This is a genomic window from Pseudomonas wadenswilerensis, assembly GCF_900497695.1.
Taxonomy (GTDB): domain Bacteria; phylum Pseudomonadota; class Gammaproteobacteria; order Pseudomonadales; family Pseudomonadaceae; genus Aquipseudomonas; species Aquipseudomonas wadenswilerensis.
In genome coordinates this window covers 382,945-403,696 of record NZ_UIDD01000010.1, presented here as the reverse complement: position 1 = coordinate 403,696, position 20,752 = coordinate 382,945, and the positions used below count along the sequence as shown (strand labels likewise).

At 61.7% G+C, this 20,752-nt stretch carries 19 protein-coding genes and 1 riboswitch; of the genes, 14 read left to right on the top strand and 5 right to left on the bottom strand.

Going from position 1 to position 20,752, the window contains the following annotated elements; genetic code table 11:
- Positions 1–164: 164 nt before the first annotated feature.
- From CCOS864_RS20700 to phhA, 3 genes are read right to left on the bottom strand one after another with little or no spacing between them, the layout of a single operon-like run.
- A complete protein-coding gene (locus CCOS864_RS20700) occupies positions 165–1,358 on the bottom strand; it encodes an amino acid aminotransferase (protein WP_115088142.1) in 1,194 nt (397 codons plus the stop codon).
- A complete protein-coding gene (locus tag CCOS864_RS20695) occupies positions 1,358–1,714 on the bottom strand; it encodes a 4a-hydroxytetrahydrobiopterin dehydratase (protein ID WP_036994257.1) in 357 nt (118 codons plus the stop codon). Before CCOS864_RS20695 ends, CCOS864_RS20700 begins: the two co-directional genes overlap by 1 nt.
- Positions 1,715–1,755: 41 nt before the next feature.
- A complete protein-coding gene (phhA, locus tag CCOS864_RS20690) occupies positions 1,756–2,544 on the bottom strand; it encodes a phenylalanine 4-monooxygenase (protein WP_115088141.1) in 789 nt (262 codons plus the stop codon).
- A 281-nt stretch (positions 2,545–2,825) separates the two neighbouring features.
- On the opposite strand from phhA, the gene CCOS864_RS20685 reads away from it, so the two are divergent.
- Positions 2,826–4,382 (top strand): sigma-54-dependent transcriptional regulator, encoded by a 1,557-nt coding sequence (locus CCOS864_RS20685; RefSeq protein WP_115088140.1) that lies wholly within the window; start codon positions 2,826–2,828, stop codon positions 4,380–4,382.
- 125 nt (positions 4,383–4,507) lie between these two features.
- Here the strand turns inward: CCOS864_RS20685 and CCOS864_RS20680 are convergent, their stop codons facing one another.
- A complete protein-coding gene (locus CCOS864_RS20680; RefSeq protein ID WP_115088139.1) occupies positions 4,508–4,768 on the bottom strand; it encodes a DUF2790 domain-containing protein in 261 nt (86 codons plus the stop codon).
- Between the two features lie 404 nt (positions 4,769–5,172).
- On the opposite strand from CCOS864_RS20680, the gene acs reads away from it, so the two are divergent.
- The 13 genes from acs to astE all read left to right on the top strand — a co-directional run bounded on the left by acs (position 5,173) and on the right by astE (position 19,816).
- Entirely contained in the window at positions 5,173–7,134 is a 1,962-nt protein-coding gene (gene acs, locus CCOS864_RS20675; RefSeq protein WP_038996456.1) for an acetate--CoA ligase, read from the top strand.
- A 576-nt stretch (positions 7,135–7,710) separates the two neighbouring features.
- On the top strand, positions 7,711–8,493 hold the full coding sequence (locus CCOS864_RS20670; protein WP_115088138.1) for an ABC transporter substrate-binding protein: 783 nt from the start codon (positions 7,711–7,713) through the stop codon (positions 8,491–8,493).
- 90 nt (positions 8,494–8,583) lie between these two features.
- Complete coding sequence (locus CCOS864_RS20665; protein ID WP_010226646.1) at positions 8,584–9,273, top strand: ABC transporter permease; 690 nt, start codon at positions 8,584–8,586, stop codon at positions 9,271–9,273.
- On the top strand, positions 9,270–9,968 hold the full coding sequence (locus CCOS864_RS20660) for an ABC transporter permease (protein ID WP_038996454.1): 699 nt from the start codon (positions 9,270–9,272) through the stop codon (positions 9,966–9,968). The genes CCOS864_RS20665 and CCOS864_RS20660 overlap by 4 nt, the downstream gene beginning before the upstream one ends.
- Before the next feature lie 66 nt (positions 9,969–10,034).
- Complete coding sequence (locus tag CCOS864_RS20655; protein ID WP_010226650.1) at positions 10,035–10,799, top strand: ABC transporter ATP-binding protein; 765 nt, start codon at positions 10,035–10,037, stop codon at positions 10,797–10,799.
- Between the two features lie 98 nt (positions 10,800–10,897).
- Positions 10,898–11,878, top strand: a complete 981-nt coding sequence (gene argR, locus CCOS864_RS20650; protein WP_010226652.1) for a transcriptional regulator ArgR — start codon at positions 10,898–10,900, stop codon at positions 11,876–11,878.
- Positions 11,879–12,183: 305 nt separating this feature from the next.
- Positions 12,184–13,404, top strand: coding sequence for an aspartate aminotransferase family protein (locus tag CCOS864_RS20645; protein ID WP_115088137.1), 1,221 nt, complete (start codon positions 12,184–12,186; stop codon positions 13,402–13,404).
- Between the two features lie 132 nt (positions 13,405–13,536).
- On the top strand, positions 13,537–14,556 hold the full coding sequence (gene aruF / locus CCOS864_RS20640) for an arginine/ornithine succinyltransferase subunit alpha (protein ID WP_115088136.1): 1,020 nt from the start codon (positions 13,537–13,539) through the stop codon (positions 14,554–14,556).
- Between the two features lie 74 nt (positions 14,557–14,630).
- A complete protein-coding gene (gene astA, locus CCOS864_RS20635; RefSeq protein WP_115088135.1) occupies positions 14,631–15,656 on the top strand; it encodes an arginine N-succinyltransferase in 1,026 nt (341 codons plus the stop codon).
- Positions 15,653–17,119, top strand: a complete 1,467-nt coding sequence (gene astD / locus CCOS864_RS20630; protein WP_166675710.1) for a succinylglutamate-semialdehyde dehydrogenase — start codon at positions 15,653–15,655, stop codon at positions 17,117–17,119. The genes astA and astD overlap by 4 nt, the downstream gene beginning before the upstream one ends.
- Before the next feature lie 24 nt (positions 17,120–17,143).
- A complete protein-coding gene (gene astB / locus CCOS864_RS20625; RefSeq protein ID WP_115088133.1) occupies positions 17,144–18,493 on the top strand; it encodes an N-succinylarginine dihydrolase in 1,350 nt (449 codons plus the stop codon).
- Positions 18,494–18,507: 14 nt separating this feature from the next.
- Positions 18,508–18,798 carry a topoisomerase II gene (locus CCOS864_RS20620; RefSeq protein WP_115088132.1) on the top strand — a complete coding sequence of 97 codons (291 nt, stop codon included), beginning with the start codon at positions 18,508–18,510 and terminating at the stop codon, positions 18,796–18,798.
- A 10-nt stretch (positions 18,799–18,808) separates the two neighbouring features.
- Positions 18,809–19,816, top strand: coding sequence for a succinylglutamate desuccinylase (gene astE, locus CCOS864_RS20615; protein WP_115088131.1), 1,008 nt, complete (start codon positions 18,809–18,811; stop codon positions 19,814–19,816).
- Positions 19,817–19,898: 82 nt separating this feature from the next.
- On the opposite strand, the gene CCOS864_RS20610 is transcribed toward astE, so the two are convergent.
- The gene (locus tag CCOS864_RS20610) at positions 19,899–20,405 is read right to left on the bottom strand and encodes a 6,7-dimethyl-8-ribityllumazine synthase (protein ID WP_115088130.1); all 507 of its coding nucleotides are present in this window, start codon (positions 20,403–20,405) and stop codon (positions 19,899–19,901) included.
- A 92-nt stretch (positions 20,406–20,497) separates the two neighbouring features.
- Positions 20,498–20,649, bottom strand: a riboswitch (FMN riboswitch).
- Positions 20,650–20,752 lie beyond the last annotated feature (103 nt).

The window sequence follows — 20,752 nt, the reverse complement described above, 5'->3', positions numbered from 1 at the left end:
CAGGATACAGGAGTCTGAATGACAGTATGAATTTTCCTGCTGATTGGTGTTGAAGAGCGGGGGATCTTCGGGGCTGCTTCGCAGCCCATCGCTGGCAAGGCCAGCTCCCACAGGGTTTGGTATATGCAGATCCCGTGTGGGAGCCGGCCTTGCCGGCGATGCTTTTAACGACAGACGTCGGCGATCGCCGCAGCCAGTGCTTCAAGGCGTGCCGCATCGGCGCCGGCGATGTTCGCCCGGCCAGTGCCGACCATGTACACGCTGTGGCGCTCACGCAGTTGCTTGACCTGCTCCGGCGACAAGCCGGTGTAGGAGAACATCCCGCGTTGTTCGGCAATGTGCGCGAAACGTTCGCTCAGGCCATGGGGTGCCAGGGCCTCGACCAGCCCGACGCGCAGCTCGGCGATGCGCTGGCGCATGGCCTCGACTTCTTCGACCCACAGGCGCTTGAGGTCGGCGTCGCCAAGAATCTGCGCCACTACCGCCGCGCCATGGTCCGGTGGCGTCGACCACAGGTTGCGCGCCAGCAAGGCCAGCTGGCTGCGCACATCCACCAGCTTTTCGGCATCATGGCTGCACACCAGCAGGGCGCCGGTGCGGTCACGATAGAGGCCGAAGTTCTTCGAGCAAGAGCTGGTAATCAGCAGCTCGGGCAGTTCGGCGGCGAACAGCCGTACCGCCCAGGCGTCTTCTTCCAGGCCATCGCCAAAGCCCTGGTAGGCAAAGTCGATCAACGGCAGCAACTCGCGACGGCGCACCACGTCCAGCACGGCGCGCCAGTCATCCTGGCTCAGGTCGAAACCGGTCGGGTTATGGCAGCAGGCGTGCAGCAATACCACATCGCCTGTTGGCGCGGCTTCCAGGGCAGCGAGCATCCCGGCGACATTCAGGCGGTTGTCCGCACCGACGTAGGGATAGTGGCTGACCTTGAGGCCGGCGCCGGCGAAGATGGTTTCGTGGATCGGCCAGGTCGGGTCGCTCAGCCAGATACCGCGGCCAGGCAGGCAGTGCTCGATGAACTCCGCTGCCAGGCGCAGGGCACCGGTACCGCCCGGGGTCTGGGTAGCGCCGGCGCGCTGGTTGCTGAACAGCGACGAATCACTGCCCAGGACCAGTTCGCCGATCAGCCGGCCAAAGGCCGCATCGCCATGACCGCCGACGTAGCTCTTGCTGGCCTGCTGCTCAAGCAGGCGCTGTTCGGCCTGCTTGACCGCGGCCGGAATCGGCGTCAGGCCCTGGGCATCCTTGAACACGCCGACACCGAGGTCGAACTTGTTCGGGTTGCTGTCCTTGGCATATGCCTCCATCAGCCCGAGGATCGGATCGCCGGGTACGCGCCCGATGGCGCCGAAGTGCATTACTTGCGGCCTTCGGCGGTGCTGGCGACCTCGTCGGTACGCGCGGCCATGATGAAGTCGTTACGGTGCAGGCCCTTGATCGAGTGGCTCCACCAGGTCACGGTGACCTTGCCCCATTCGGTCAGCAGGCCTGGGTGATGACCTTCGGCTTCGGAAATTTCGCCAACGGCGTTGGTGAAGGCCAGGGCATGCTTGAAGTTTTTGAACAGGAAGACTTTTTCCAGCTGCATGATGCCGTCACGGACTTCGATGTTCCAATCCGGGATCTGCTTGATCAGTACCGGCAGTTCTTCGTCGCTGACCTGTGGAGCATCGGCACGGCAGGCTTCGCAGTGGGCTTGGTTCAAGGCGTTCATAAGGTTTTCCGCAAGTGTTTGTTATTGGTTTGCAAGGTCGCTCAGGCGGCGACCTTGGGTGGAAATTTCGGTGCGTGCAGGCCCATCTTCATCGCCGTGTGAACCATGCCCATGATGTCTTCGTGGGCCAGGTCGAACAGGCGCTTGAGGTTGGGCAGGGCGAAGTACAGCGGTTGCAGGATATCGATGCGATACGGCGTGCGCATCGCTTCCATCGGGTCGAAAACCTGGTGCTCGGGCTCGTCGGACAGGCTGTAGACGGTCTCTTTGGGCGAAGAAAGGATACCGCCGCCGTAGATCTTGCGGCCCTGCGGGGTGTCGACGAGGCCAAACTCGATGGTCATCCAGTAGAGGCGGGCGAGGTACACGCGCTCTTCCTTGGTGGCCTGCAGGCCGAGCTTGCCATAGGTGTGGGTGAACTCAGCGAACCAGGGGTTGGTCAGCAGCGGGCAGTGGCCGAAAATTTCGTGGAAAATGTCCGGTTCCTGCAGGTAATCGAGCTCTTGTTCGGTGCGAATGAACGTCGCCACCGGAAAGCGTTTGCTGGCCAGCAGTTCGAAAAAGGTCTGGAAGGGGATCAGTGCGGGTACGCGGGCAACTTGCCAACCGGTGGTGGCGCCCAACACTTTGTTGATTTCGCCCAGCTGCGGGATACGGTCGTGAGGCAGGCCCAGCTGTTCGATGCCGTCCAGGTATTCCTGGCACGCGCGGCCTTCGATCACCTTCAATTGACGGGTAATCAGGGTGTTCCACACCGCATGTTCCTGCTGCGGGTAGTCGATAAAACCCTGCGCATCGGGCTCGCGAGCCACGTATTGCGTCTGTTTCATACTGCTCTCCTGCTGAGGGCCATTCTTGTTATGTGATCAAGCCATTACCCCTAGTGATAACCCTCAATTGTGCTGTTTGCAGCGGCCTGGCGGCGGATTTGCGATGATTTCGGCCTGGATTTTGTAACGATAACTTTACGAAATAGCCAGCATCCAGAAAAAACGGGGGCTTTAACCCTTGAAACCTCAGCTATCTGTCACATAATCTTTACGACTATTCTTCGGTCGCTGTAAAAAAATGCCCGACGTGCCGCGTACCAGACCTTCTTGTAGGACATTTCATGCGTATTAAAGTGCATTGCCAAAACCGCATCGGCATCCTGCGCGACATTCTCAACCTGCTGGTCGAGTACGGCATCAACGTCGCCCGCGGCGAGGTCGGTGGCGAGCATGGCAATGCCATCTACCTGCACTGCCCGAACCTGATCAACCTGCAGTTCCAGGCCCTGCGGCCCAAATTCGAATCGATTGCCGGGGTTTTCGGCGTCAAGCGCGTAGGCTTGATGCCCAGTGAACGTCGGCACATGGAGCTCAATGCCCTGCTCGGTGCCCTGGATTTCCCGGTGCTGTCGATCGATATGGGCGGCTCCATCGTTGCCGCCAACCGTGCGGCGGCGCAATTGCTCGGGGTGCGGGTCGACGAGGTGCCGGGCATTCCGCTGTCGCGTTATGCCGAGGATTTCGACCTGCCGGAGCTGGTGCGCGCCAACAAGTCGCGGATCAACGGCCTGCGGGTCAAGGTCAAGGGCGATGTGTTCCTCGCCGATATCGCGCCGCTGCAGTCCGAGCATGACGACAGCGAGGCCCTGGCTGGCGCGGTATTGACCCTGCACCGCGCTGACCGCATCGGCGAACGCATCTATAACGTGCGCAAGCAGGAGTTGCGCGGTTTCGACAGTATCTTCCAGAGCTCGCGGGTCATGGCGGCGGTGGTGCGCGAGGCGCGGCGCATGGCGCCGCTGGATGCACCGCTGCTGATCGAGGGTGAAACCGGCACCGGCAAAGAGCTGCTGGCCCGTGCCTGTCACCTGGCCAGCCCTCGTGGCCAGGCGCCGCTGATGGCGCTCAACTGTGCCGGTTTGCCCGAGTCCATGGCCGAGACCGAATTGTTCGGTTACGGCCCAGGGGCGTTTGAAGGCGCGCGGGCAGAGGGCAAGCTTGGGCTGCTGGAGCTGACGGCGGGCGGCACCCTGTTCCTGGATGGCGTCGGTGAGATGAGTCCGCGCTTGCAGGTGAAACTGCTGCGCTTCCTGCAGGACGGCTGTTTCCGTCGTGTAGGCAGCGACGAAGAGGTGTACCTGGATGTGCGGGTGATCTGCGCAACCCAGGTCGATCTGTCCGAGTTGTGCGCCCGTGGCGAGTTCCGTCAGGACCTCTACCACCGCCTTAACGTGCTGTCGCTGCACATTCCGCCGTTGCGCGAATGCCTGGACGGCCTGCCGCCGCTGGTCGAACACTTTCTCGACCAGGCCAGCCGGCAGATCGGTTGCCCACTGCCCAAGCTTGCACCTGCAGCAATGGAACGCCTGAGCCAGTACCACTGGCCGGGCAACGTGCGGCAACTGGAGAACGTGTTGTTCCAGGCGGTTTCGTTGTGCGACGGCGGGGTGGTCAAGAGCGAGCATATCCGCTTGCCGGAATACGGCGGCCGGCAACCGCTGGGCGAGTTTTCCCTTGAGGGCGACCTGGGGCAAATTGTCGGGCGTTTCGAGAAGGCAGTACTGGAACGATTGATGAGCGAATTTCCCAGCAGCCGGGCACTGGGTAAACGCTTGGGTGTTTCCCATACAACAATTGCCAACAAGTTGCGTGAACATGGTGTTGGCAAGTCGGATTAATTAATCCGTCGTTAATAATGCATGGGTAATAGAGGCAGGTCGTTAGTTGCAGGCATGACGTTAAATGAGTGCAGCGCGCCTCGTTCGTTAACAACCGAGGCGCTGCAGGCGGTCAATCCGTTGGATCAACCGTTCGAGCAACCGTTACCCATCACCCGGTACTCGAGAATGTGGCGCTTGCCCTGGGAGTCTTCGTAGGTCATGCGCGCCGGGACCACTTCGCAGACATTCGGGACTTCGCTCATGGAAATAACCTTGGCGATGTCCAGGTGCTGCGAGTAACTGTACTGTTCAACCGGAATCTGCTCGGCGCCGCCATTTGCAACTTCCTCGGCCATGGCCACGCTGCAAAGACTACCCAGTGCCAATACCAGTAAAGCTTTCATCTTCATTTTTACCTGTCTAAGGTCGTAAGGGGGCACGCAGCGCTTGTGGCGCCGCGTGTACAACATCATCAACTATCACGATTATTTGCCGATTAACTTCCCTTCGTGGGGGGCTACAAGAAAGTTAATCGTGGTGCCGTTGCTGGCGAGGTGAATTCTAGGAGTGCGGCCTGGGCTTAAACAGCCACGGTTTTGATAAACACTGTTGGCAGAAACTGTAACAATCGCCTGGCAGGCTGCCGGATTTTTTTATTTTTCCACCGTGCAGGCCCGGCCTTGAGCCTTCGTCGCTGGTTGCAGGGAGAAAAGACGAGGGCGTTACTACCAACGTCGAATGGCCGGCGCAGTCTGGTACAGTTACAACGAGGTCATACAAAAACAACTATTACACCGAGGTAACAAAGATGAGTGCGGCTCCCCTGTATCCCGTTCGTCCCGAGGTTGCGGCCAACACGTTGACCGACGAGGCGACCTACAAGGCCATGTACCAGCAGTCGGTGATCAACCCGGACGGCTTCTGGCGCGAGCAGGCTCAACGCCTCGACTGGATCAAGCCTTTCACCAAGGTCAAGCAGACCTCCTTTGACGACCACCATGTCGACATCAAATGGTTTGCTGACGGCACTCTGAACGTTTCCTACAACTGCCTGGACCGTCATCTGGCCGAGCGCGGCGATCAAATCGCGATCATCTGGGAAGGCGACGACCCTTCCGAACACCGCAACATCACCTACCGTGAACTGCACGAGCAAGTGTGCAAGTTCGCCAACGCCCTGCGCGGCCAGGATGTGCACCGGGGTGACGTGGTCACCATCTATATGCCGATGATCCCCGAGGCCGTGGTCGCCATGCTGGCCTGCGCCCGTATCGGTGCGATCCACTCGGTGGTATTCGGCGGCTTCTCGCCTGAGGCGCTGGCCGGGCGCATCATCGACTGCAAGTCGAAGATCGTCATCACCGCCGACGAAGGCCTGCGTGGCGGTCGCCGCACTGCGCTGAAAGCCAATGTCGACCTGGCCCTGACCAACCCGGAAACCAGCAGCGTGCAGAAGATCATCGTCTGCAAGCGCACCGGTGGCGACATCGCCTGGCACCAGCACCGCGACATCTGGTACGAAGACCTGATGAAGGTTGCTTCCAGCCACTGCGCGCCGAAGGAAATGGGTGCCGAAGAAGCGCTGTTCATCCTCTACACCTCCGGTTCCACCGGCAAGCCCAAGGGCGTGCTGCACACCACTGGCGGCTACATGGTGTATGCCGCACTGACCCACGAGCGGGTGTTCGACTACCGTCCGGGCGAAGTCTACTGGTGCACCGCCGACGTCGGCTGGGTCACCGGCCACAGCTACATCGTCTACGGCCCGCTGGCCAACGGTGCGACCACCGTGTTGTTCGAAGGCGTGCCGAACTATCCGGACATTACCCGCGTGTCGAAGATCATCGACAAGCACAAGGTCAACATCCTCTACACCGCGCCGACCGCCATTCGCGCGATGATGGCCGAAGGTCAGGCCGCGGTTGCCGGTGCCGACGGCTCCAGCCTGCGTCTGCTGGGTTCGGTGGGCGAGCCGATCAACCCGGAAGCCTGGAACTGGTACTACCACACCGTCGGCAAGGAGCGTTGCCCGATCGTCGATACCTGGTGGCAGACCGAGACCGGCGGCGTGCTGATCAGCCCGCTGCCGGGCGCTACCGCGCTCAAGCCGGGCTCGGCGACCCGTCCGTTCTTTGGCGTGGTACCGGCACTGGTGGACAACCTCGGCAACCTGATCGAAGGCGCTGCCGAAGGCAACCTGGTGATCCTCGATTCCTGGCCGGGCCAGTCGCGTTCGCTGTATGGCGATCATGACCGCTTCGTCGACACCTACTTCAAGACCTTCCGCGGCATGTACTTCACCGGTGACGGTGCCCGTCGCGACGAAGACGGCTACTACTGGATCACCGGCCGCGTCGACGACGTGCTCAACGTCTCCGGCCACCGCATGGGCACCGCCGAGATCGAAAGCGCCATGGTCGCCCACCCGAAAGTCGCCGAGGCCGCAGTGGTTGGCGTGCCGCATGACATCAAGGGGCAGGGTATCTATGTCTACGTCACCCTCAACGGTGGCGTCGAACCGACCGAGCAACTGCGCCTGGAGCTGAAGAACTGGGTGCGCAAGGAGATCGGTCCGATTGCCTCGCCGGATGTCATCCAGTGGGCGCCGGGGCTGCCGAAAACCCGCTCGGGCAAGATCATGCGCCGCATCCTGCGCAAGATCGCCACGGCCGAGTACGACGGCCTGGGTGATATCTCGACCCTGGCGGATCCGGGTGTGGTGCAGCACCTGATCGATACCCACAAGGACATGAGCAAGGCTTCGGCCTGAGTCTGAAGCTGCTTCGCAGCCTATCGCCGGCAAGTCCGGCTCCCACAGGGTGATGTTTCCACTGTGGGAGCTGGCTTGCCAGCGATGAGGCCCTCATGTGTTACTCAAATGCCCCGTCCGGCATCTGCCGGCGGGGCTTTGTGCATTCTGTTACTTCGACAATCATCGGTAACCCTTCTGTCACCGCTTTCGCACAAAAGCGGGGCAAAGCGAAACGCCCAAGTGCCTTTTCGGAGCATTTTTTTGCGGCTTTGCGGCCTGCTGAAACGCTACGCTTGCCGGATTAGAAGGCTTTGCCAATAATAGGCCCGCTTATTGCTTCATTGATTGGTTATTTGTCTTTTGCTTTTGCATATTCCGTGAAAGCTGTCAATATCTCCGGCCCCGTGTTCCTGCGCTTCTGTAACTAGTTGTCGCATTGAAGAAATATCGGCTTCGGAGCTGTCGTTAAAATGCCGATCACTCGCTCGCCGCGTCTACTTCAATGCCGACCCTGCGCAGCTCGCGTTGTACCCATTCGCATATCGGGCAGTCCTCAACCCTGCCTTGTATTGCCCTTTACCGATGGAGTTCCAGATGAAGAAACTCGCACTGCTTGGCGCCCTGGCGCTGTCCGTGTTTTCCCTGGCAGCGCTGGCTGATGAGAAACCGTTGAAAATCGGGATCGAAGCCGCCTACCCACCGTTTGCATCGAAGGCGCCGGACGGCAGCATCGTCGGCTTCGACTACGACATCGGCAACGCCCTGTGCGAAGAGATGAAGGTCAAGTGCGTGTGGGTCGAGCAGGAATTCGACGGCCTGATCCCGGCACTCAAGGTGCGCAAGATCGACGCCATCCTGTCCTCCATGTCGATCACCGAAGACCGCAAGAAGTCCGTGGACTTCACCGGCAAGTACTACCTGACCCCGGCGCGCCTGGTGATGAAGGAAGGTACTGCCGTCAGCGAAGGCCTGACTGAACTGAAGGGCAAGAAGATCGGCGTGCAGCGTGGCTCGATCCACGACCGCTTTGCCAAGGAAGTGCTGGGTGCGCAAGGCGCCACCATCGTTCCTTACGGCACCCAGAATGAAATCTACCTGGACGTCGCCGCTGGCCGTCTGGATGGCACCGTCGCCGATGCTACGCTGTTGGAAGACGGTTTCCTGAAGACTGACGCCGGTAAAGGCTTCGCCTTCGTTGGCCCATCGTTCACCGACGCCAAGTACTTCGGTGACGGCATTGGTATCGCTGTACGCAAAGGCGACGCGCTGAAAGACAAAATCAACGCGGCCATCGCCGGCATCCGTGCCAACGGCAAGTACAAGCAGATTCAGGACAAGTACTTCAACTTCGACATCTACGGCCCAGAAGCCAAGTAAATCGTCGACGTTTCACCTGTTCAATGGTGCAAGCAGCAGAGACTCTGAGGTTTGCACCATTTTTTCATCCCTAAGGTCGAGGACCTCATCATGTTGAAAGGCTACGGGGCAGTCATCCTCGACGGAGCGTGGCTGACGCTACAGCTCGCCTTGTCGTCCATGGCCCTGGCCATCGTGCTCGGTCTGATCGGTGTGGCGCTGCGTTTGTCGCCAGTGCGCTGGCTGGCCTGGCTCGGCGATCTGTATTCCACCGTGATCCGCGGGATTCCCGATCTGGTACTGATCCTGCTGATCTTCTACGGCGGCCAGGATCTGCTCAATCGCGTCGCGCCGTTGCTGGGCTTTGACGACTATATCGACCTCAATCCGCTGATGGCGGGTATCGGCACCCTCGGTTTCATCTTTGGTGCCTATCTGTCGGAAACCTTCCGTGGTGCGTTCATGGCCATTCCCAAGGGGCAGGCCGAAGCCGGCATGGCCTATGGCATGAGCAACCTGCAGATTTTCTTCCGGGTGCTGGTGCCGCAGATGATTCGCCTGGCGATTCCTGGCTTCACCAACAACTGGCTGGTCCTGACCAAGGCTACCGCACTGATTTCGGTGGTCGGCCTGCAGGACATGATGTTCAAGGCCAAGCAGGCGGCCGATGCCACTCGCGAGCCTTTCACCTTCTTCCTGGCGGTAGCGGCGCTGTACCTGGTGATCACCAGTGTTTCGCTGCTGGCCCTGCGTTACCTCGAGAAGCGCTACTCGGTAGGCGTAAAGGCGGCTGATCTATGATTTTCGACTACAACGTCATCTGGGAAGCGCTGCCGCTGTACCTGAACGGCCTGCTGACCACCCTCAAGCTGCTGGCGCTGTCGCTGCTGTTCGGTTTGCTGGCGGCGATCCCGCTGGGCCTTATGCGCGTTTCCAAGCAGCCGCTGGTGAACATGAGCGCCTGGCTCTACACCTACGTGATCCGTGGCACACCGATGCTGGTGCAGCTGTTCCTGATCTACTACGGGCTGGCCCAGTTCGAAGCGGTACGTGAAAGCTTTCTCTGGCCGTGGCTGTCCAGTGCGACCTTCTGTGCCTGCCTGGCCTTTGCCATCAACACCAGTGCCTATACCGCCGAAATCATCGCCGGCAGCCTCAAGGCCACGCCGCACGGCGAGATCGAGGCGGCCAAGGCCATGGGCATGTCGCGGGTCAAGATGTACCGCCGCATCCTCTTGCCGTCGGCCCTGCGCCGGGCGCTGCCGCAGTACAGCAACGAAGTGATCATGATGCTGCAGACCACCAGCCTGGCGTCGATCGTGACCCTGATCGACATCACCGGTGCAGCGCGCACGGTCAACGCCCAGTACTACCTGCCGTTCGAGGCCTATATCACGGCTGGCGTGTTCTACCTGTGCCTGACCTTCATTCTGGTGCGCCTGTTCAAGCTGGCCGAGCGTCGCTGGCTCGGCTACCTGGCGCCGCGCAAGCACTGAGGCCTGCGCCCACTTTTTCGCCCTGAGCGTTAGCTCAAGACTGACTGCTTTGTGAGAATCGACAGCATGTACAAACTCGAAGTCCAAGATCTGCATAAACGCTACGGCAGTCACGAAGTGCTCAAGGGCGTGTCCCTGGCGGCCAAGGCAGGCGACGTGATCAGCATCATCGGCTCCAGCGGTTCGGGCAAAAGTACTTTCCTGCGCTGCATCAACCTGCTCGAGCAGCCGCACGCGGGCAAGATCCTGCTCAACAACGAAGAGCTCAAGCTGGTGGCCAACAAGGACGGCGCGCTCAAGGCCGCCGATCCCAAGCAGCTGCAGCGCATGCGTTCGCGCCTGTCGATGGTGTTCCAGCACTTCAACCTGTGGTCGCACATGACCGCGCTGGAAAACATCATCGAAGCGCCGGTGCACGTGCTGGGCATGTCGAAAAAAGACGCCCTGGAAAAAGCCGAGCACTACCTGGCCAAAGTCGGTGTCGCCCACCGCAAGGACGCCTATCCTGGGCATATGTCCGGTGGTGAGCAGCAGCGCGTGGCAATTGCCCGGGCGCTGGCCATGGAGCCGGAAGTGATGCTGTTCGACGAGCCGACCTCGGCGCTCGACCCGGAGCTGGTCGGTGATGTGCTCAAGGTCATGCAGTCGCTGGCCCAGGAAGGCCGGACCATGGTCGTGGTCACCCACGAAATGGGCTTTGCCCGCGAGGTGTCGAACCAGCTGGTGTTCCTGCACAAGGGCCTGGTGGAAGAGAGCGGCAACCCACGCGAAGTGCTGGTCAACCCGCAATCGGAGCGTCTGCAACAGTTCCTTTCGGGCAGCCTGAAGTAAGATTGCCGTTTTGCACCAAAATGGGTCATGCTGCATCGTACGCGCAGCATGACCAGGCTCTAACTTCTTGACCTTTTTCAGGTTTCGGACCGCACCCCATGACCACCCAGCGAATCGGTTTTCTCATCTGGCCCAGCACCAAGGCCCTGACCCTGGCGCTGGCGGAAGAGGTGTTGCGGGTTGCCCAGAAGGTCCATCCGGAAGTGGTCTACGAGCTGTCGTTCCTGCAGGCCGAAGCACCTGGCGAAGGTGCCTGGCGCCTGCCGGGCGAGCCGTGGGCCGGCAAGCTCGAAGGCTGCCAGAAGCTGTTTTTGCTGGCTGACGAGCCGCCCCAGGCCGTGGCGTCGAGCCTGGCCAGCGCACTCAAGCAGCTGGTACGTGCCGGTTGCGTGGTCGGCGGCCTGTCGGCGGGGGTTTACCCGTTGGCGCAGTTGGGCCTGCTCGATGGTTATCGGGCTGCGGTGCACTGGCGCTGGCAGGATGATTTCGCTGAACGCTTCCCCAAGGTCATTGCCACCAGCCACTTGTTCGATTGGGATCGCGACCGTTTGACGGCGTGCGGCGGCATGTCGGTAATCGACCTGCTGCTGGCGGTGCTGGCTCGCGATCATGGTGCCGAGCTTGCCGGTGCGGTGTCTGAAGAGCTGGTGGTCGAGCGAATTCGCGAAGGCGGCGAGCGCCAGCGCATTCCGTTGCAGAACCGCCTGGGTTCGAGCCATCCGAAGCTGACCCAGGCCGTGCTGCTGATGGAAGCCAACATCGAGGAGCCGCTGACCACCGACGAGATCGCCCAGCATGTGTGCGTATCGCGCCGTCAGCTGGAGCGGATCTTCAAGCAGTACCTCAATCGCGTGCCGAGCCAGTACTACCTGGAACTGCGCCTGAACAAGGCGCGGCAGATGCTGATGCAGACCAGCAAGTCGATCATCCAGATCGGGCTGTCCTGCGGGTTTTCTTCCGGGCCGCATTTCTCCAGCGCCTACCGCAACTTCTTTGGCGCAACGCCGCGCGAAGATCGTAACCAGCGACGTAGCAGCAGCCCGTTCGAACTGTCGTCGGTGCCCGCGGAGCGCGGCTGATAGCCGATGCTATCGCCGGCAACGCCGGCTCCCACAGTTCTTGTGTATGCAGAGCCCCTTGTGGGAGCCGGCCTTGCCGGCGATGGCTGCGCAGCAGCCCGAATACAGTTGTGTCCCCACCACACCCGCAGCGTTTAAACTGCGCCTTTGCGACCCTATTTGTCGCATTGCCGTAAGCCTTGGTAAAACAGGGTTTGGCGCTATAAGAAGTTGTCGCTTGGCGGCAAGGTCAGGCGCCGATCTGTCCTTACAATCCCCCCATCGCTCGCCAGTTCCAGGCAGGCGTTCCTCTTCAGGAGACTCCGATGTCCGTTGAGCAAGCTCCGGTGCAACGCGCCGATTTCGACCAGGTGATGGTCCCCAATTATGCACCGGCGGCTTTCATTCCCGTCCGTGGAGCGGGCTCCCGCGTCTGGGATCAGGCGGGCCGCGAGCTGATCGATTTCGCCGGCGGCATCGCCGTTAACGTCCTTGGCCATGCCCATCCGGCGCTGGTTGGCGCCCTGACCGAGCAGGCCAATAAGCTGTGGCACGTGTCCAACGTGTTCACCAACGAGCCGGCCCTGCGCCTGGCGCACAAGCTGGTCGATGCGACCTTCGCCGACCGTGCGTTCTTCTGCAACTCCGGCGCCGAAGCCAACGAGGCGGCGTTCAAACTGGCCCGGCGTGTCGCCCACGACCGTTTCGGCCCCGAGAAGCACGAGATCATCGCCACCGTTAACAGCTTCCACGGTCGCACCCTGTTCACCGTCAGCGTCGGCGGCCAGCCGAAGTACTCTGACGGTTTCGGGCCGAAAATCACGGGTATCAGCCACGTGCCGTACAACGACCTGGACGCGTTGAAGGCGCAGATTTCCGACAAGACCTGCGCCGTGGTCATCGAGCCGATCCAGGGCGAGAGCGGTGTGGTCCCGGCTGACGTTGCCTACCTGCAAGGCGCCCGCGAGCTGTGCGACAAGCACAACGCGCTGCTGATCTTCGACGAAGTGCAGACCGGCGTTGGCCGTACCGGCTCGTTGTTTGCCTACCAGCACTACGGCGTGACTCCGGACATCCTCTCCAGTGCCAAGAGCCTGGGCGGCGGTTTCCCGATCGGCGCCATGCTGACCACCGAAGACCTGGCCAAGCACCTGGCCGTCGGCACCCACGGCACCACCTACGGCGGCAACCCGCTGGCCTGTGCCGTCGCCAGCGCGGTGCTGGATGTGGTCAACACCCCTGAAGTGCTGGCCGGCGTCAAGGCCAAGCACCAGAAGTTCAAGGCACGCCTGGAGCAGATCGGCGAGAAATACGGCTTGTTCACCCAGGTACGTGGGGTTGGCCTGCTGATCGGTTGCGTGCTGTCCGAGGCCTGGAAAGGCAAGGCCAAGGATGTCTTCAACGCCGCCGAGAAAGAAGGCCTGATGGTGCTGCAAGCCGGCCCGGATGTGGTGCGTTTCGCCCCGAGCCTGGTGGTCGAGGATGCCGATATCGATGAAGGCCTGGACCGTTTCGAGCGCGCTGCAGCAAAACTGACTCAGGCCTGATTCAAGCCTGAAGTCCTTTCATCGGCCCTGCCGGGCCGGTGAAACCGAATTCCAGAGCAGGTGCCTGCGGGCGCCTGCTGTTTTTCTTTGAGCCGGCGGATGTCGGCCTGTTTTCCCGAAAGGAGTGACACCATGCTGGTGATGCGCCCCGCGCAAATGGCTGATCTGGGTGAAGTACAGCGTCTTGCCGCAGACAGCCCCATTGGTGTCACGTCCTTGCCGGATGATGCCGGTCGCCTGAGCGACAAGATTGCCGCTTCGGAAACGTCCTTCGCTGCCGAGGTCAGCTTCAACGGTGAAGAGAGCTATTTCTTCGTCCTTGAAGACAGCAGCACCGGCAAGCTGGTCGGCTGTTCGGCCATCGTCGCCTCAGCGGGCTATTCCGAACCGTTCTACAGCTTTCGCAACGAGACCTTCGTGCATGCGTCCCGGGAGCTGAAGATTCACAACAAGATTCACGTCCTGTCGCAATGCCACGACCTGACCGGCAACAGCCTGCTGACCAGCTTCTACGTGCTGCCGGAACTGGTCGGCAGCGGCTGGGCCGAGCTCAACTCCCGTGGTCGCCTGCTGTTCATGGCCGCCCACCCGGAACGCTTCGCCGAGTCGGTGGTCACCGAGATCGTCGGCTATAGCGACGAGCATGGCGATTCGCCGTTCTGGGATGCCATCGGTCGCAACTTCTTCGACCTCAACTACGCCGAGGCCGAGCGCCTGTGCGGCCTGAAGAGCCGGACCTTCCTGGCCGAGCTGATGCCCCATTACCCGATCTACGTGCCCTTGCTGCCGGATGCCGCGCAGGAGGCCATGGGCCAGGTGCACCCGCGGGCGCAGATCACCTTCGACATCCTGATGCGCGAAGGCTTCGAGACCGATCACTACATCGACATTTTCGACGGCGGCCCGACCCTGCATGCGCGGGTTTCCGGTATCCGTTCGATTGCCCAGAGCCGGGTGATGCCGGTCAAGCTGGACGATGCCGCCAGCAAGGGTGGGCGCCCGTACCTGGTCAGCAACGGCCAGTTGCAGGATTACCGCGCGGTGCTGCTGGAGCTCGACTGGGCACCCGGCAAGCCGGTCAGCCTGAGTCTTGAAGCCGCCGAAGCCCTGGGCGTCGGTGAAGGCGCCAGCGTCCGTCTGGTCGCGGTTTGATCCCTGCGGTTCGATAACCGAGCACCCAGGTCGAGTTTTGCGGCAGGCCCAAGGCCGCCGCCCGAGGAGATAGCATGATCGTTCGTCCCGTACGCAGCAGCGATTTACCCGCGCTGATCGAGCTGGCGCGCAGCACCGGCACCGGCCTGACCACCTTGCCGGCCAACGAAGAGCGCCTGGCACACCGGGTCGGCTGGGCCGAGAAGACTTTCCGTGGCGAAGCCGAACGCGGTGATGCCGATTACCTGTTCGTGCTGGAAAACGACGAGGGCGTAGTGGTGGGTATCTCCGCCATCGCCGGTGCGGTCGGCCTGCGTGAGCCCTGGTACAACTACCGGGTCGGCCTGACCGTCAGCGCTTCCCAGGAACTGAACATCTATCGGGAAATCCCCACCCTGTTCCTGGCCAACGACCTGACCGGCAACTCCGAGCTGTGCTCACTGTTCTTGCGTGGCGACCACCGCAGTGGCCTCAATGGCCGCTTGCTGGCCAAGGCGCGCCTGCTGTTCATCGCCGAGTTCCCGGAGCTGTTCGGCAACAAGATCATCGCTGAAATGCGCGGCATGTCCGACGAACAGGGCCGTTCGCCGTTCTGGGAAAGCCTGGGCCGGCACTTCTTCAAGATGGAATTCAGCCAGGCCGATTACCTGACCGGCGTCGGCAACAAGGCTTTTATTGCCGAGCTGATGCCCAAGTTCCCGCTGTACACCTGCTTCCTCTCGGAAGCGGCGCGCAACGTCATCGGCCGGGTGCACACCGACACTGAGCCGGCGCTGGCAATGCTCAAAAGCGAAGGTTTCAGCTACCAGGGCTATGTCGACATCTTCGACGCGGGCCCTGCGGTGGAGTGCGAAACCGCCAAGATCCGCGCAGTGCACGACAGCGAGGCGCTGGTACTGGCCGTCGGTACCCCGGGCGACGACGCGACCCCGTTCATCATTCACAACCGCAAGCGCGAAGACTGCCGCATCACCGCCGCACCTGCGCGCTTTGCCGCCGGCACCCTGGTGGTCGACCCACAGACCGCCAAACGCCTGCGCCTGAGCGCCGGTGACCAGGTGCGTGCCGTACCACTGTCCGCTGCCCGGGAGGCCAAATAATGACGACTCACTTTATCGCCGGCAGCTGGCAGGCAGGGCAGGGCGAAGCGCTGCAATCGCTCGATCCGGTTAGCCAGCAGGTTGTCTGGCAAGGCCAGGGCGCCAGCGCCGAGCAGGTTGACAGCGCCGTCAAGGCCGCGCGTCAGGCCTTTGCCGGCTGGGCGCTGCAGTCGCTGGAGGCGCGCATCAGTGTGCTCGAAGCCTTTGCCGCCGCGCTCAAGGCCAATGCCGATGAACTGGCGCGCTGCATCGGTGAAGAAACCGGCAAGCCGCTGTGGGAAGCCACGACCGAAGTGACCAGCATGGTCAACAAGGTGGCGATTTCGGTACAGAGCTACCGCGAGCGCACCGGTGAAAAGAGCGGCCCGCTGGCCGATGCCACCGCCGTACTGCGCCACAAGCCCCATGGCGTGGTCGCGGTGTTCGGCCCGTACAACTTCCCCGGTCACCTGCCCAACGGTCATATCGTCCCGGCGCTGCTGGCCGGTAACACCGTGGTGTTCAAGCCCAGCGAGCTGACCCCGAAAGTCGCCGAGCTGACGGTCAAGTGCTGGATCGAGGCCGGCCTGCCGGCAGGCGTGCTCAACCTGGTCCAGGGCGCCCGCGAAACTGGCGTGGCCCTGGCTGCCAACCCGGGCATCGACGGTTTGTTCTTCACCGGCTCCAGCCGCACCGGCAACCTGCTGCACCAGCAGTTCGCCGGCCGTCCGGAGAAGATCCTGGCCCTGGAGATGGGCGGCAACAACCCGCTGGTGGTCGACGAGGTCAAGGACCTGGACGCCGCGGTGTACACCATCATCCAGTCGGCGTTCATTTCCGCCGGCCAGCGCTGCACCTGTGCACGCCGCCTGCTGGTGCCGCAAGGCGCCTGGGGCGATGCGCTGCTCAAGCGCCTGGTCGAGGTGAGCAAGAACATCTCGGTCGGCGCTTTCGATCAGCAGCCGGCGCCGTTCATGGGTTCGGTGATCTCCCTGGGCGCCGCCAAGGCACTGCTCGATGCCCAGGCGCAACTGCTGGGCAACGGTGGTATCGCGCTGCTGCAAATGACCCAGCCGCAGGCCACGGCCGCCTTGCTGACCCCGGGCATCATCGATGTCAGCGCGGTAGCCGATCGCCCTGACGAAGAGTTCTTCGGCCCGCTGCTGCAGGTGATTCGCTACAGCGATTTCGATGCGGCCATCAGTGAGGCCAACAACACCCAGTACGGCCTGGCAGCCGGCCTGTTGTCCGATTCCCACGCGCGCTACCAGTACTTCTGGCTGCAAAGCCGCGCCGGCATCGTCAACTGGAACAAACAACTGACCGGCGCCGCCAGCAGCGCACCATTCGGTGGAGTGGGTGCCAGCGGCAACCACCGCGCCAGCGCCTACTACGCGGCGGATTACTGTGCTTACCCGGTAGCCTCGCTGGAGACCGCCAGCCTGACCCTGCCTGCCACACTGACGCCAGGCGTCTCCCTATAACAAAAGGTCCACGGAGCCTTGCCGATGAAATCGTTTGAAGTGAATTTTGATGGTCTGGTCGGACCGACGCACAACTACGGCGGGCTGTCGTACGGCAACGTTGCTTCGCAAAGCAACAGCCAGCAGGCGTCCAACCCGCGGGAAGCGGCGCGTCAGGGCCTGGCGAAGATGAAAGCGTTGATGGAGATGGGTTTCCAGCAGGGCGTACTGGCCCCGCAGGAGCGTCCGGACGTGGCCGCGCTGCGCCGCCTGGGTTTTGCCGGCACCGATGCGCAAGTGATCGAGCGTGCCGCCAAGGACGCCATGCCGTTGCTGGTCGCCAGCTGCTCGGCATCGAGCATGTGGGTGGCCAATGCCGCCACCGTCAGCCCGAGTGCCGACACGGCGGACGGTCGCGTGCACTTCACGGCTGCCAACCTCAACTGCAAATATCACCGCAGTATCGAGCACCCGACTACCAGCCGTGTGCTGGGCGCGATGTTCGCCAACCAGCAGCACTTTGCCCACCACGCCGCCTTGCCGGCCGTGGCGCAGTTCGGTGATGAAGGTGCAGCCAACCATACCCGTTTCTGCCGCAGCTACGGCGAGGCCGGTGTTGAATTCTTCGTCTACGGGCGCAGCGCCTTCGACACCCGCTATCCGGCGCCGCAGAAATACCCGGCGCGCCAGACCCTCGAAGCTTCGCAAGCCGTCGCCCGCCTGCACGGCCTGAGCGAGGAGGGCGTGGTCTACGCCCAGCAGAACCCGGCGGTGATCGACCAGGGCGTGTTCCACAACGATGTGATCGCGGTGGGTAACGGCGAAGTGCTGTTCTACCACGAAGATGCCTTCCTCGAGACCGAGGCGATACTTGGCCAACTGCAGGCTAAACTGGCTAAACGAGGCGGTAACTTCAAGGCGATCTGCGTACCGCGCTCGGCTGTCACGGTAGAGGACGCCGTGCGTTCGTACCTGTTCAACAGCCAGTTGCTGTCTCGCGCCGATGGTTCGATGCTGCTGATCGTGCCGGAAGAGTGCCACAACAATGAGCGGGTCTGGGCGTATCTGTCGTCACTGACCGGCTCTGGCGGACCGGTCAGCGAGGTCAAGGTCTTCGACCTCAAGCAGAGCATGCAGAACGGTGGCGGGCCGGCGTGCCTGCGCTTGCGCGTGGCATTGAATGAAACGGAACTGGCGGCGGTCAATCCAGGCGTTATCATGACCGCACCGCTGTACGACACCCTGACCCAATGGGTTGACAAGCACTACCGTGATCGCCTGAGCGAAACCGACCTGGCCGATCCGCAGTTGTTGCTGGAATGTCGTACGGCCCTGGATGAACTGACCCAGATCCTCAAACTGGGTTCGGTCTATCCGTTCCAACTTCAACCTTGAGAGAGAATTCGACTATGTCCGACGCCCTGCAGCTGATCCTTGAAGATGACGATGGCACCCAGCTGGAAACTTCCTGCACCCGCTTTGCGGTGGTCTGGCAAGGCAAGGAGGTATGGATTCAGCAGGATGGCCGTGGTCAGCTGCTGATCGGCGTCGACGTCGAAGAAGACGATGCCGAGTATGCCAACTTGCTGCTGCGTCCGCTGGCCACCAACCTGGTCAGCCTGCAGCTGGAAATGGAACCGGCCGATGCCGGCGACGATGAAGAACACGTCCATGGTCCCGACTGCGGCCACCATCACTAAGGAATAGCCCATGCTCGCCCTCGGCAAACTGCTTGAACTGACCCTGGCCGGTCGCGAACCGGCAGAGAAGACCCAGCTGACTGTCGACGGCGTACGCATGCGCTGGCTCGGCGAGGGCGCCCTCGAAGTGCGCCCGCCCGAGGCTCGTGACAATGGCCAGGACCTGCTGCTGTCGGCGGGCATCCATGGCAACGAAACCGCACCGATCGAGTTGCTCGATCGGCTGCTGCACGACATTGCCCGCGGCGATCTCAAGCCGCGTGCGCGTATTCTGTTCCTGTTCGGCAACCCTGAGGCGATCCGCCGCGGCGAGCGTTACATCGAGCAGGACGTCAACCGCTTGTTCAATGGCCGCCACGATCAGTCCAGTGGTGCCGAGGCCCTGCGTGCCTGTGAGCTGGAGCGCCTGGCGGCGACTTTTTTCAGCGTCCCCGAGCGCACCCGCCTGCATTACGACCTGCACACCGCCATTCGTGGTTCGAAGATCGAGCAGTTCGCCCTCTATCCGTACAAGGAAGGTCGCCAGCATTCGCGTCGCGAACTGGCGCGCCTGAGTGCGGCCGGCATGGAGGCGGTGCTGCTGCAAAGCAAGGTGTCGATCACCTTCACCGCCTACACCTATGAGCAATTGGAGGCTGAAGCCTTCACCCTGGAGCTGGGCAAGGCGCGGCCGTTCGGGGAGAACGGCCAGGTCAATGTCGAGCGCCTGGAGACCCGTCTCAAGCAGATCATCGAAGGCACCGAGCCTGAAGAGCCTCAAGCCCTGGATGGCCTGCAGCTATTCAGCGTGGCTCGTGAGATCATCAAGCACAGCGAGCATTTTCGCCTGAACCTGCCTGCGGATATAGAGAACTTCTCGGAGCTCGAACCCGGCTACCTGCTGGCCGAGGATATCGCCGACACCCGCTGGATCGTCGAGGAGCAGGGCGCGCGCATCATCTTCCCCAACCCGAAGGTCAAGAATGGTTTGCGGGCGGGGATTCTGATCGTTCCCGCCAACCCCGAACAGCTAGGCTGATTGGGTGGGAGCGGGCTTGCCCCGCGATTGCGATCTACCTGCTGCATCGCATCGCGGGACAAGCCCGCTCCTACAGGGTTATTCAGCCGGCCATTTTTTGCGGCACTTCATTGCGACGCAGGGCGCGCAGCTTGTGCAGGGTATCGGCGCAGGTCTTCGCCGCCTCGGCCCCCTTGACCAGGAAATGTTCGAAGTAGAAGTTCTGATGCTCGTCACCGGCATGGAAGTGGTGCGGGGTCAGCACTGCCGAGAACACCGGCACCTCGGTTTCCAGTTGCACCTGCATCAGGCCGCTGATCACCGACTGGGCGACGAACTCATGGCGGTACAGGCCGCCATCGACCACCAGGCCGGCGGCGACGATGCCGGCGTAGCGACCACCACGGGCCAGCAGCTTGGCGTGCAGAGGGATCTCGAAAGCGCCGCCGACTTCAAAGAAATCGATATCGCTCGCCTGATAGCCTTGTTTACCCATCTCTTCGACGAATGCCTTGCGAGCCTGGTCGACAATATCCTTGTGCCAGCAGGCCTGGATGAAGGCGATGCGCTCGTGGGAAGGGTTCTTGCTATCGATTGCGGTAGGTTGCATTGAAACGGACTCCTGTTTGGATGAGAAACAGGGCGCTGGATCGAAGGGGATTTCGCCATGCAACTGCACAACGACAGGCGCGGATGCACCTCTCCCGTTCTCTCTTTATCCGGACTATGACCGTCGGCCCCGGAATCACACCGGGTCTGCTGACCTTGCAGGCAGGCCTGCAAGCGCTCGCGGGCTATGCGCATTGCGCGCAATTACCGCCGGTGGGGAATCGCACCCCGCCCTGAGAACGTTACCGTCGGTTGTAAACGGCGAGGAATTATTAGCACAGATGTCAGGTAAACGTATAGGCTGCTAACGATTTTTTCCGGATCAACGACATTTCATCCGGGAAACCT